Source organism: Paenibacillus sp. B46(2026) (genome assembly GCF_056786355.1).
The window spans coordinates 3390226-3403709 of sequence record NZ_CM165907.1 but is presented as its reverse complement, the minus strand read 5'-3'; the positions used below and the strand labels follow the sequence as shown (position 1 = coordinate 3403709).

Genomic DNA, 13484 nt, shown 5'->3' with positions numbered 1-13484 from the left:
CAGCCTCTCCTTAAAATAATAACGCTTCCAAAAATGCATTGCCTTTTGCTCGAATGATCGTAAAAAAGCAATTACCCTTAGCCTTAGCCATCTGCCTAATCCCGCTCTGTTGTTTTTATCTTAGCAGTCACATCACCGTAAAATTTCTTTCATTTTAAGAATTTCTTATACGATTTTAAGTAAAAAAAGAAACCCACATCCTAATTGATTGCTCAGTTGCAGTCAGATAGAATATAGGTGTTCCGAGTGATCCAATCAATTATAATGGCGGCTGCACCAATAACAACTTTCCAAGCTGAATGACCGTTTGATCATACCAAGCAGGATGCTGCCGAACATGTTCCATACTTCGTTCATTGCCACTTGCCTCAAACACGGCCGCTTTGTCAGTTTTCTCGTGATCGATCTCGAAGCGAACTGTATGCTTCCCATTGGGTAGCTCCGGCAAGAAAACATATTGATTTCGATTATGATCGTTATAGGGTGTGAATCGATCAATAAGGAAGGGTTCCTCTCCATCCACCGACACCTTCAATCGGCCAGAATCCGGCCCCCCGATATCAAATAAGCCGATGTGGGTTCCCTCAAACTCCACTGTGATCGCCTCTCCGGGATCAACTGCTCGCCATAAACCGGGGAACAACCAATCATACTGGCTTACTAAGGCAAAATCATCGGGAGTCATGTAAGACCATCCTGCCGAAAAATGACTAAGACGATCCAGTGGCAGCATGGTTGCATACTCCCAAGGATTGGACGGGACCAAGGGGTCCTGCGGCAAGTGATGTTCGACTTTTCCCACGTGATCTCGAAGTTTGCTCATTTTCTCAAACGACCGAATGATGGTATCTGTGTAGATCTGATGTCCTTCGGGAATCGTCGGATGGATCGAATCATGCGTGAAAATAACGGCTCCGGGGATGGACACGTCTGCCCTTGAAGTAAAAATAAGCTTTCCATCCGAAACCAATTGACTGACCGCTACGCCCAGATGAATCGAAGGAATGCCGTAATAGTCGGCGACTTCCTCTTGCATAAGAGCGCCCTTCTGGTATTCGCCGGATTGAAATAAAGGCACATCCCGCTCCTTAACCGTATATACAAACAGGATATCGGTAAACCGGCTGCGCTTGCGGATCTGTCGCACAATACCTTCGATCCGCGCCTTGGATTCGGGAACTCCGCCATCGTTACCGACAAATTCAACAAACACGAGATCAGGCTGATGACGCAGTACATCTGTCTCCACTCGGGCGCAGCCGAGATCCGATCCTGTCCCATCAATGCCTGCGTTCACAGAGCGAATATCGGCATTGGGATATTGTCTGCGCAGCCAATCCGCCGTCATGACCCTGTATCCTTCAGAACGCGTATTACTTCCGCCAAAATAAACGATGGTCACGGTTTCTCCATTTTCCAACTTCTGAATGACATTAGGCAGTCCTCTTCGAGGAAAAAATTCCTTCATCACGACTTCACCCGCCCTCACTTAGCGTTTTTAGGAGCAAAAAATTTTACAGCAAACACTTCATAATAAGGCGAACCATACGTTGCACAGAAATCAAATCGGATTTGGGTTACACCTTGTGCATGCACCTGATGTTTATTCAACGAAAGATAATTCCCACGGACTTTAATTTCACTCTTGGTTCCATCTTCTAAGGTTAAGGTCACATCATAATCCTGGATCAGTGGCTCGATCGGATCGTCGAAATGCTCCAAATTCAGCTGCGAATTGAAAACAAGGTGGATTTCATCCAGATTCTTGGGGCTTGCAAAACCAAATTCCAACCATTCCTGTCCTTCTGAACGTTCAGAAATCCAGACGTTTGGCAGACCATAAGGTCTGGAGAAGCCGTTGACGACATTCGCGGGATTATACATATCCTGGGATGGTAGCAGATCCTTGAAGCAAATGCTCTTATTAAGCTTCTTCAGCCTGGATGGCTCTTCCGGTCTATAAAGGAAGCTAACCGCTCCAGTCATATTTTCTTCATTGCCATATACAGCAAGGCCCGCTGTACCTTCCAATACGATGTAGATTTTGTCGTCTTCTGGCTTCTTGCAGCTGAGGTCCAGTGTAATCCAGTCATCGTGACCCGCTGAGATAAGCAAGCAGTAATCTTTCAGTTCGCTGGTCGGAATATAGTTTTCCTTCCGATCCCCGCCATACAGCTTTACTTGCAATGTTTCCGATTGATTGGATCTATTTTTAATTTTGATCTGCACGCTTTCAGCCACGGATGTCTGAATCGGCAAGACCAAACATAACGCTTTGTCCAGGGAGATCTCTTCGGTTGGTTGAAGATTATCGTAGCTTCTCTGAGACGAGGCACGAATCGTTAATCCGTCAGCGTAATAAGGATCCAACTGCTCTGGAAGTCCTACAATCGTTTGCCCATCTCGAAGCAACTGCGCTTGAAGCACACTCATATGGGCTTTGACGATGGTCGCAGGGTCTGTCTCGTATTTTGCGCATAACGCAGCAGCCGTTCCTACCGCCTGCCCCATACAACCACAGGTTGCCATGACCCTTGTAGACCCGAATGCCACATGGGTAGCACTAATATTCCGGCCAGCGAACATGAGATTAGGAATATTGCGTGAAAATAAGCTGCGGAATGGGATATTATACAATCCCGGTACGAAATTCCACGCGGTAGCTGGCCCTTCATCGTAGATGCCTTTATTCGCATGCAAATCCATATACCAGCCTCCGACGGATACCGCATCTTCAAAATGAGGCTTTGCTGTGAGATCGTTCTGAGACAGCATGTGCTCCCCTATAAACCGTCTCGACTCTCGCTTTCCCGGAATCGGGCATACATAATCCAGGATGAGGTTGTCTACATCATCAAACTCACCGCTATTTTTGATATAATCCCATATCCCGTATACCAATTTCCGCAGTTCTAATGCGATGTCTTCATTATTCTTGATAATATCCATATGTCCGCCGTATTCCAGCCACCACAATCCGCCAAGCCCGTTGATTTTCCTTGGAAAAGACCGATGGTTTAATCCTTTTTTGATACTATCAAAAAACTCCAGCTTCGTAATATCATACGCAAAGCCAGGCCTTTTGTAAGGAACGGGATAGTCTACGTCACGGGCTTGAAACAGAATTGTATCACCCATGGTGTAATGATCCGCCACTTCTGGAGCGAGCTCCTCCTCGAATTCATGCTTCGCCTCTCTTCCCCATCGGAAGTGAGCACCTGCTTGATATCCAACAATACCATCGCCGGAGCAATCGATGTAGGTAGGGCTTTCAAAACGAAATTTTCTTTCCGAAGCCAATTGAAGGCCCTCCACCCATTTGATTCTGCCGTTCTCCATGCCCGTTTCATGCACACATGTATTCAGAAATAGAGAAATGTTGGGCTCATCATACACCATGTCGAGCAAGACCGTATCCGAAAGTGAAAGCATAAGCTTTTTGTTGTATAACGGATTGTAATGAAATATCTTCAGCTTGAGTTCTTCTACCAAACCGCCCTCACGGGCATAATAGGATGGACTGTTTCCGAGATATGCAGACCCGTTAATGTGAACTCTGACCTCGCTGCTCGCATTTCCACCCAGAACTGGCCGATCATTGATAAGTGAAACCTGCAGCCCCTGGCGTGCGGCAGCAATGGCAGCACATATCCCGGCAATTCCTCCACCTATGACGGTTACATCTGCTTTCATAAGCTCCATTTGGATAACCTCCATGATTAGATACTCCTATCATGGTAATGGTTTTGGCACCTTTTTTTTTACAGGATTTCGCGAAAAAATCATACATTTTTTGCATCCTTATTTGGATTCCTACCGTGTCATTTTTATCCGATATTGCTTAGGCGTATCCCCCGTATATTCTTTGAAAAGTTTGCAAAAATACCCTTCATTGACGATACCTACTTCCTCGCACAATTCCAATAAAGAATAATCCCGAACGTTTAACAACTCGAGGGCGAGATGGATTTTTTTACGGTTGATGTAGCTGATCACGCCTTCGTTCATTGTTTTTTTGAATAAGCTGCTAAAATACGATGGCGCTAGATTCACTTCCTCCGCAATTGCCTCCAACGTTAAACGTTGTTTCAAGTTTGTCTCTATATAATGCATAGCACTCATAATTTCTGCACGATGTAATAGTTGGCCCGCATGTAGGTATTCAAATGTGAAGTCGCCAATATAAGCGAGCTGCTCCTGAAAAGCCATAAATTCCATGGGGAAGTCTGGAACTTCCGTGGCCATCTTGTTCCCCGATTTAAATTTCACGGTAATGTCTCTGTACAAGTCTCTAATCATTGGCGCCATGATGGACTTGTGGATTTTATGGTCCGTAACAAATTGGTTCAGATCGGCAAGTGCATTGTCCAGCTCTCCCTTGGAAATCTTTCGTTTCAGCCGTATAAGAAAATCAGCCAGCTTCTGCTGAAAGTCTGCTTTTTTGTCATTATGGTATTGGAACCGATGCATCGGTGTTTTTACGACTTTTTCGGTATGATAATAGAAATCCTCACTCACATTTTTTGCTTCCGTGTAGGCTTGTTTGATCGATTCCCAGCCTCGGTGTGGACCTCCAAAAGCGACAGATACCCTTTTATTCAAATATTGATGCAAATGAGAGATGATCTGCCCTCCCAAGGATAGGCAAGCATATTCCGTTTCCATATCACTGCGATTATTTTCCCAGGATAGAAAACCAATAAAACGATTATCCGACAGATCCGCAGCTACCCCACTGCTACCATTCATCACCGTTTCTTCGATGATATTTGTTATCGCATACTTCAAGATGTTTTGATCTGCGGCCGCGTATTCGTTTCGGAAACTTTCATACGTATTCATTTCAACGATGAAGCAGCAATAGTTGGATTGAAAGAAATGAAACTGCATGCGATTGGCAAAATCCGATGCCCGATGAGAAGGAATTTCACCTCGGATCAATTCGTTAAAAAATTGCTTGCGGACTCTATATTTATTTTCAAGTACGGATACGTTTAACGAGTGAAATTCTGCTTCTTTTTTCTCAAACTCATTTAAAATTCCGGCTGCCTTATCCAACGCTCGATTCAGATCCGCTTCCCTCAGCGGAACCTTTACAATGTACTCCAATACGTTCGCTTGAATCGCCCGCTGAGCGTATTCGAAGGATGAATAGGCGGTCAGAAGTATGTATTGGGTATGGGGGAGCTCCGCCTTGAGCTGCTCAATCATGGAGATGCCATCCATACGCGGCATTACAATATCGGATATGACGATATCCGGTTTAAGTTTTATGATCTCCTCGATCCCATTCAGGCCATTATTCGCTTTGCCCACTAGAACAAATCGTCTATCCCTATGAGAAAGCTCATTAAAAAACAATTCCAATCGTTGAATGATCAGGTCTTCATCGTCAACAATAAAGCAGGTATAGTCTCTCCCCATTATGCATCTCCTTTTTGCAATTCTGCCGGGAATAAGGCGCGTATACGGGTTATTTCCTTAGGTATGCTTATGATATCCAGCCCGAATTGATCTCCGTAGTGGAGTCTTATTCGCCCATGAATATTGTTCAGCCCGATTCGTTTTCTTTTTACTTCCTCTTCACTCGGTTCTGAGATTAAAATATGGTTTATTTTATCAGCTGGAATTCCCTCACCTTGATCAACAACTTCGATGATGACGATGCCGTCCTCCCTGTACGCATGAATCGTAATAGGCCCCTCAATTCCCCCTCCGTTGTAACCATGGAAGATACTATTCTCCACAAGGGGCTGTAACAGCATTCGGAAAACTGGAAAATCCATCAGTCCTGCTTCGATATTTTCAATCAAGTAGAAGTTTCGGTTATACCGAATGTTCTGGATCTCGATATAGTCCGCTACATTGCGTAATTCCTGGCGTAGGGAAACCTTCTCAGAAGCATCGTCTATCCCGTACTCCAATAATGAAATGAGTGACCCGATCACCACATCTACTTTCTCTATTTGTCCGAGACGTATTACATTGCTGATCGAACCAAGTGTGTTATACAGAAAATGTGGGTTAATTTGAGACTGTAACACTTGGATTTCCAACTTCCGCTCAAGTTCATTATGAAGCTCGGCTCGGCGAATCAGTTCAACAATCTGCTGAAGCATGCGATCGAATGCTCGTGAAAGATCACCAAACTCATCGTTTCGATTAATCGTTATTGTCGTTGTGAGGATACCTTGTTCCACCTGCTTCATTTTTGTTTTGAGCGTATAAAGTGGTTTTCTTATATATTTGGCAACCAAAAAAGAAATGAACAAACTTAAAAGAAGACCTGCAGCGAGAAGCTCGATATAATAGGTTTCCAATCTGGACAACGCTGCTTTTAAGCGTGATTCATCGTTGATCGAGATGATGGTCCAGTTGAATTTCTCTGTTGGTTTTTTCAAAAGGGAGACCGGAGTACCATCGTTGGTATACAGTTGAAGGTTTGTTTCTGTCGTATCCAGAATTTCTTCCGCTGACGTCTCTCCGATCGAAAAAGAATGATCTTGAATATTCAGAGGTCCTTTATTTTCAGAAAATCCGGCAATGATCTTACCTGACGCAGTGATCAGAGCCAGATTCATTTGTTCCTGTTTATTAATCTTGAACAAGGTTTCTTCAATGGCATTTAGATCCAAATCAACCGCAATGGCCATAGGAAACGGAGCACCGTTCAGATATCGAACCATCGTAACGGTCCAGCCGGAATACTTCGATTTGTAAGGTTCACTAACAAAGGTAGTCCTTCTATTCTTGTCAGCTGCATCAAATAAAGGCGCTCTTTCAGATAAAGGTTCATCGAATATTCGAGTAGGTGTACTTCCACCTAGAATGGATAAATCGTTTTTGATCAAATAAATATTACTGACATAAATACTGTTGAGTTCATACAGCTCTCTTAATTGCTTTTTAATCACTTCGGTATTGTTAATGTTGGCTTTCACTGATGTTTCGACTGAGAAGAGAATCGTCTGGAAGGAGGAAAAATTAACGGTGAAATACTGGTCTACCTTGTCTAGTATTTGATTGGTGTAAAAAATGTCATTGGTTCTTATTTCCTTTTGGACATAGCGATAAGACAGTTGGCTTATCAAGATGATGCAGCCTAATACAAAGGCAAACACAATAAAAAATAATTTTATAGGCAAGCTGATTCTTCTTCGCATCGATCATCTTCCTTTTAGTTCCGTTTTAAACTAAGAATAGCATATGCTAATAAAGAGAGGGGCTACGAATAGCCACTCTCTCTTCGTTTATTTTTACTTGATAAGGCCGGCTTCTTTAAATTGCTGGATTGCGGTATCCTTATATTTCTGCATGTCAAACTTGGTATCCAGCGTCTGGAGGAAATTGTCCCAGTTGGAAAGAAGCTCTTTGCCCGTCATAAATTTAACCAAGCTTTCATTAATGAAACGAGTGCGGTCAGCATCCAAGGTATCGTTGGGGTCTGGGGTCAATAAATTTCCGGGCAACGTTGGCCCTACATATTGCTGATTGTCCTTGAAAGCTTCCGCTGTCTTAGGATTCTGGAAGCTGAAGTACTCCGCATCATCACCACGGCGCGGCATTCTATAATGATCGACCCACAGGTACTTTTCTTTCATTTCCTTTGATAACTCAGAGGTTTTATTTTTGATCTTGCCGTCTACGACATCCCAATGGATGCCTTTGATTCCGTATGCAAAGTTCGGATAGGCTTCTTCATCCGTAAAGAGATAATTTAGCATGGACAAGATCCGAATGATTTTGTCCTCGTCCGCTTTTGCGGATATGGCCCATGAATTGCCCTGGAATGATTTTCTCTCTACAATTTGATCCCCGTAAGGACCTTTCATCGGAGGGATGACGATCCATTCCGGCACCTCTCCACTAATTTCTTTCATTTTCTGTTGATAATCCGGCTCCAGTCTACGAGCATCTCTGATCATGAAGCCAACTTTACCCTTAAACATCTTTTGGTCCAACAGATCAGGCGAATTCATCGTTACCCAGTCCGGGTCAACCACCTTGGCTGCCATCATTTTATTAATGTAAGCAAGCGCCTCTTTCATTTTGGGATCGATAAATAGAAATACCGGTTCATTATCTTTTATCTCAACGGCCGAAGGAGGATTGACGCCAAACATCCACATCAAGCTATCAAAGCCGTAGGTTTGCAGATTGCCTTCTTTATTCATACCGCCGATGAATCCGTACGTATCGTTTTTACCATTCCCGTCTGGATCTTTCTCTGTAAAGGCTTTCATAACTTCGAACAACTCATCAGGTGTCGTTGGTACTTCCATATTCAACTTTTTCAGCCAATCGTTACGGATGAAGAAGCTTCGACTGATACCGTTTACATTATCATAGCCTGGAACTCCAATCGTTTTTCCTTGATAGGACATCGCCTCCCACGAGTCGGTGCCAAACCGTTTCTGTAGTTCAGGGAATTGGTCCATATACGGTGTCAAATCCGCAAGAACACCTTGATCGTAATATTGCGCAAGATCAGCACGACTTTTCAAGAAGATCAAGTCTGGAATATCCCCGCCTGCAATGAGTGTATTCAGTTTGGTTGTTGCTTGACCCGCTTGAGGAATCATCATATCCAAGTCGATGTTCATCTCTTCTTCCAACATTTGGCGTTGAATATCTTCATCACGTGGAGGTACCGGAGCAGCAGCATTAAAAGTACCTTGGTTAAACATTGAGATTTTCATTTTGTTTGCAAACTGGCCAGACTGGCCTTGCGAATTACCCGAAGTTGTCGATGTAATTTCTTCATTTCCCCCACATCCTGACAATAGCGTTCCAAGCCCTAAAATTGCCGACAGAATAGCAAATGAAATCTTTTTACGCTGCATATTGACCTCTCCTTTGCTTGTATATTATCACGGTTTCCCCGTAATAAGTTAGGTTGGAACACTTTTTAACCTTTAACGGATCCCAGGAGTACACCTTTGGTAAAATGCTTTTGCAAAAATGGATAAACGATCAATATCGGGACTGTAGTTACAACAACTGTAGCCATCTGCACAGCGAACGTACTGACAGCCCCGGAATTGGCGAGCGAATCAGCGCTTTGAGTTGCAACGTTAAGCAGGATGTTGCGCAAAATCACTTGAAGTGGCATGTAGTTGGAATCATTGATATATACAATGGCATCAAAATAACTGTTCCAATGCCCGACTGCGTAAAATAGGGAAATGGTAGAAAGTACGGGTAATGACAGGGGTAAAATGATCCGCCATAACGTTTGAAGCTCACTGGCACCGTCTACCCTCGCTGATTCCTCGATTTCACCAGGTAATTGTTCAAAAAAACCTTTGATGATCACCAGATTAAATGCACTAATGAGATTTGGAATAATCAATACCCAAGGACTGTTTAACAATCCCAGAGAGCGGATTAGTAAATATGTCGGAATTAACCCCCCACTGAACATCATGGTAAACACAATGAAGAGTAAAAACGGACTTCTTCCGGGCAAATATTTTTTGGATAACGGGTAGGCCGCAATTACGGTAAAAAACACATTTAACGCCGTGCCTACAAACGTTCGAAATAACGTAATTTTATACGCCTGCCAGATCCCATGCGAGATGAATACTTCTTTATAGGCCAGAAAGGTAAAGGATTCCGGTATAATCACAATCCCTCTTCTCAGTACTTCCGATTCTGGCGTTACGGAGACAGCAACCACATATAGAAACGGCAGCACGCACAGCAGGGATAACATAATAAGAATCACATAAACGACGGTTTGCCAGACTTTTTCCCCGATTGTCAAATGGATCATTCTAAAGACCACCTCACCAAATTTGCCCATCGAATTTTTTGGCGAGCTTATTCGCTGCCAATACTAAAACAAATCCGATGACAGCTTTAAACAATCCTACAGCAGTAGCCAAGCCAATCTTAAGACGCTCCAACCCTTCCCGGTATACCCATGTGTCGATAATATCGATCTTCTCTTGGTTAAAAGTGTTGGCAAACATGAATATTTGGTCAAAACCTGCATCCAGGATATGGCTTAATTTAAGAATCAGCATCAGAATAATGACGCCTCGAATGCCGGGTAAAGTGATATGCCAGAGCTGTCTCCATTTGGAAGCGCCATCTATTCGAGCCGCTTCATATAAGCTTGGATCGATTCCTGCCAAGGCGGCAAGGTACAAAATCGCCCCCCATCCAATATCCTTCCATACTTCAGATAAGATGATCAGCATTCTACCCCAGGCAGGTTCCGTTAGAAACGAGATGGGTTCAACACCGAAATCCTTCAAAATCATGTTAAAGAGACCATCGCCTGGGGCTAGTAATGCTACCATAATTCCATACACAATGACCCATGATAGAAAATGAGGTAAATAAGTGATTGTCTGTACGATTTTCTTAAACCATTGGCTATAAACTTCATTGAGGAGTAAAGCAAGTACGATGGGAGCGGAGAAACCGAACAATAACTTATACAGCGATATGATGATCGTATTTTTCATGATGTCCCAGAAATAAACGCCGTTCATAAAATCCGTAAAATTTTTGAATCCCACCCATGGGCTATCCCATAGTCCCAGAGCCAGGTTGTAGTTTTTAAAAGCAATCATGATTCCCGCCATAGGAATGTATTTGAATACCGCAAAGTAAATTAAGGCCGGTAACAAGAGAGCATACATCACTTTATACTTTTGTATCGTCCTTATCCATGTCTTTCGCTTTTTGGAGATGGGAATGGCGTCCGCTGCCAATTTTGCTTGCATATCATCACCTCGTCTTTGTTTGTATTTGTATAATAGCACCCGCCTATCGGATAAATTTCTGAAATATCAAGAATTTCTTATAAGATTTTAAGGAAGTGTGCCTGGGGTCGTTCCAACAGCTAATCCCGGCAACTGGGACAAGAACTTGTTCTACTAAAATATAAAAAAAGCCGCTAAAATAGCGACCTTTAATAGGGCGTTTAGCGCTGATTAAAGATATCTTACAATCACTAAATGTAGTGTAGATTCATATTGATAGAAACTTAAAAAGCAAAGAAACCGTTACCTACTGAGGCAATGGTTTCTTTGCTGAGTATAACATAGACAGCATATTCGTCTCCGCACTAGCTGTAAAGAGACACCTACATTTACTTCTCCGATGGGAGCGGTGTGAAGAGCAGATTGACTGGCAGATTGCTTCCTGGCGCGGCAGAGAAAAGAATCGTTACGCTCTCTCCAGTTAACCCTGTGCGGTAAAGAACGCTTTGTTCACTTGAATTGCTAACAGCAACGTTACCTTCAGCAATCGATACCAACTGGTTGTTCACCAGAGCTACTCCGGAGTACTTCCCTCCACGAGGATTAAATGAGATTAGCGTACGCGGTGCAACATTGGTCAACGTGATTTTGTACAATACGCCGAAATTACCCGCATTGGATGCGTCTGTGTAAGCCATCGGATCTGTTCCTACCAGATTGGGATCGCTTGAATTGTCACCAAGTGGCAGACGGGCCGGTTTGGTTCCCACGTGCTCATCGTACTTTATGATGCGAGTCGCATTCGGGTACGTACCCCGGTTGTGTACTCCGTCACGATCAAGCACAGGTAGCAATGGCAAAGCCTCGAACGGATCTTTATTTTCTTCCACCAGGATAACGTTATAGTCTAGGGAATAATCACTGTAAGCGTCCGAATAGAGAGAGATGACTTGTCCTTCTTTCATCGGCGTTTTATTAAGTTCTGTCAAAATCAATTTGCTTTCCCCAGGTTGAAGGTACTCTTTCTTTTGATCTGCTCCAGTCTGAATCGACTTGAACCATTTATCAATAGACAATTTCCCAGCTACGGTAGCGTACGGTGTAGGTCCGGCAAAGCCCATATTCTGTTGTTCGAATACTGCCGGATTGGGGTTGTTATTGGTTGCAATTACATACATTTTCACTCTTTTGCCTGTATTGTTTACGTGGTGAATCATGAAACGGGTCTGCCCCGAAGATGATTCTTTATATACGATGCCTTCCGTATTCACCGTTTCCGGACTGTTACTGCGGATCAGTAAACTTGGCTCATCCATGTACGTATAAGGCACTTTCTCCATCGTAGTCACTTCGCCGCCGTTAAAGGTAAATTTCTGTCCTACTGGCGTGAAGAGTAAATTGAAGTCTGTAAATGAATATAATGTCTCATTCGTTATGGTGATGACTTTGGAGTAGGTGTTCGTAGCGCCATGATTGTCAGTAACCGTAAGAGTCACCGTTTTGGGACCCGGTTCAAAGAACGCAAGTGAATTGTTCTCCCATACTGCTTTATCAATATTATTTTCATCATCTGTGCTTTGGTCTGTGTATGTTATTTTTTCGCCCATTTTATATTGTTCTTTATCCGTGGCGAACATGGCTACAGGAGGAAGATTAGGACTCAATACTTCAATGGTAATCGAATAGGGATCACTCCATTGGCCATTGGAATCCTGTACTTGATATGAAATCGTATATGTACCTGCTTGATCAAATGAATCCTGGCGACCTGTCCAGCGTTCGTCAACGATATCCATTCCATTTGGAGAACTGTAAGAAGTCACGTAGTCCACTTGATCACCCGCAAAGATTTCCTTTTGAGAAATGGTAAAGCTTGCAACAGGTTTCGTATTTAGATTCAGCACAACCGTTTTAGCCGACTGATTCACTTTATAGGTGATGTTCAGAGCTTGAGTAATGGAAGTTAACGGCACCATGAACGTATTTTTTTGCTGATACGCAGGGCCTTTCATCGTTCTGGTCTCTCCATTTACGGTATAGACTGTGCTGTTGGTTGTGAATCGAAGCTCTTGATCTCCACTGATGATGATCGTTTCTTTGGTTTTGTTATCGTATTTGACGCCGTATCCCACACGGTCAACTAGCGCACGGATTGCAACATAGGATACACCATTTTTTACAGCCATTGGCTGGCCAGCAAGATACGTTTCTCCATCCTGCTCCATTTTATTGCTATTCATGTATAACGTCAGATTCCCACCTGCTGCTACAGGAGACGTCCCATCAATGGATGGTTGCTCTATTTGAGCAGGCGTATCTGGCGTTTCCACCTCCTCAGGGGTTTCCTCTTGAACTACAGGTTTCGTACCCGTTTCGTTTGTAGTGGTCTCTCCCCCATCCAATGCAGGTTTCTTAGGTGTTGCCTCAGTGCCTGTCGAGGTTTCGGTGTCCTTGGCTTCAGAGGACGGAGTATTGATAGATTTGTTATTGCTCTCCGTCTTCACTTCACGCTCTGCAATCGGCTGCTCTTGCTTTAACACCTCAACTGATTCTACATTGGCCGTGTTTACTGACGCGGTGTCACTTTGCGGTGCTGATTGCGCATTCACAGAACCGACTGCAAATGCTTGAAAAACGGCTAAAGCGGTAAAAATGGATAATTTCTTCTTCATATTCATGCGTTGTCTTTGGCTCCTTCTACTCTCTAGTAATTTATAACCCCTCAAAAAGTCATAATATTAGACGCTAGATTTAGGAAAAAGTTTC

The 13484-nt window shown here is 43.4% G+C and carries 8 protein-coding genes; all 8 read right to left on the bottom strand.

Going from position 1 to position 13484, the window contains the following annotated elements:
* Nucleotides 1-259: 259 nt before the first annotated feature.
* The 8 genes from AC1S8V_RS15370 to AC1S8V_RS15335 all read right to left on the bottom strand — a co-directional run bounded on the left by AC1S8V_RS15370 (nucleotide 260) and on the right by AC1S8V_RS15335 (nucleotide 13396).
* Nucleotides 260-1468, bottom strand: a complete 1209-nt coding sequence (locus AC1S8V_RS15370; protein WP_482074328.1) for an SGNH/GDSL hydrolase family protein — start codon at nucleotides 1466-1468, stop codon at nucleotides 260-262.
* Nucleotides 1469-1485: 17 nt separating this feature from the next.
* Nucleotides 1486-3717 (bottom strand): FAD-dependent oxidoreductase, encoded by a 2232-nt coding sequence (locus tag AC1S8V_RS15365; protein WP_482074327.1) that lies wholly within the window; start codon nucleotides 3715-3717, stop codon nucleotides 1486-1488.
* Nucleotides 3718-3813: 96 nt separating this feature from the next.
* Nucleotides 3814-5424 (bottom strand): response regulator, encoded by a 1611-nt coding sequence (locus AC1S8V_RS15360; protein WP_482074326.1) that lies wholly within the window; start codon nucleotides 5422-5424, stop codon nucleotides 3814-3816.
* Nucleotides 5424-6941, bottom strand: a complete 1518-nt coding sequence (locus AC1S8V_RS15355; RefSeq protein WP_482074325.1) for a sensor histidine kinase — start codon at nucleotides 6939-6941, stop codon at nucleotides 5424-5426. The genes AC1S8V_RS15360 and AC1S8V_RS15355 overlap by 1 nt, the downstream gene beginning before the upstream one ends.
* A 315-nt stretch (nucleotides 6942-7256) precedes the next feature.
* On the bottom strand, nucleotides 7257-8843 hold the full coding sequence (locus AC1S8V_RS15350) for an extracellular solute-binding protein (protein ID WP_482074324.1): 1587 nt from the start codon (nucleotides 8841-8843) through the stop codon (nucleotides 7257-7259).
* A gap of 65 nt (nucleotides 8844-8908) precedes the next feature.
* The gene (locus AC1S8V_RS15345) at nucleotides 8909-9778 is read right to left on the bottom strand and encodes a carbohydrate ABC transporter permease (RefSeq protein WP_482074323.1); all 870 of its coding nucleotides are present in this window, start codon (nucleotides 9776-9778) and stop codon (nucleotides 8909-8911) included.
* A 13-nt stretch (nucleotides 9779-9791) separates the two neighbouring features.
* Complete coding sequence (locus AC1S8V_RS15340) at nucleotides 9792-10739, bottom strand: ABC transporter permease (RefSeq protein ID WP_482074322.1); 948 nt, start codon at nucleotides 10737-10739, stop codon at nucleotides 9792-9794.
* Between the two features lie 368 nt (nucleotides 10740-11107).
* Nucleotides 11108-13396: a copper amine oxidase N-terminal domain-containing protein gene (locus AC1S8V_RS15335; protein WP_482074321.1), complete on the bottom strand. Its 2289-nt coding sequence runs from the start codon at nucleotides 13394-13396 to the stop codon at nucleotides 11108-11110.
* Nucleotides 13397-13484: the final 88 nt, after the last annotated feature.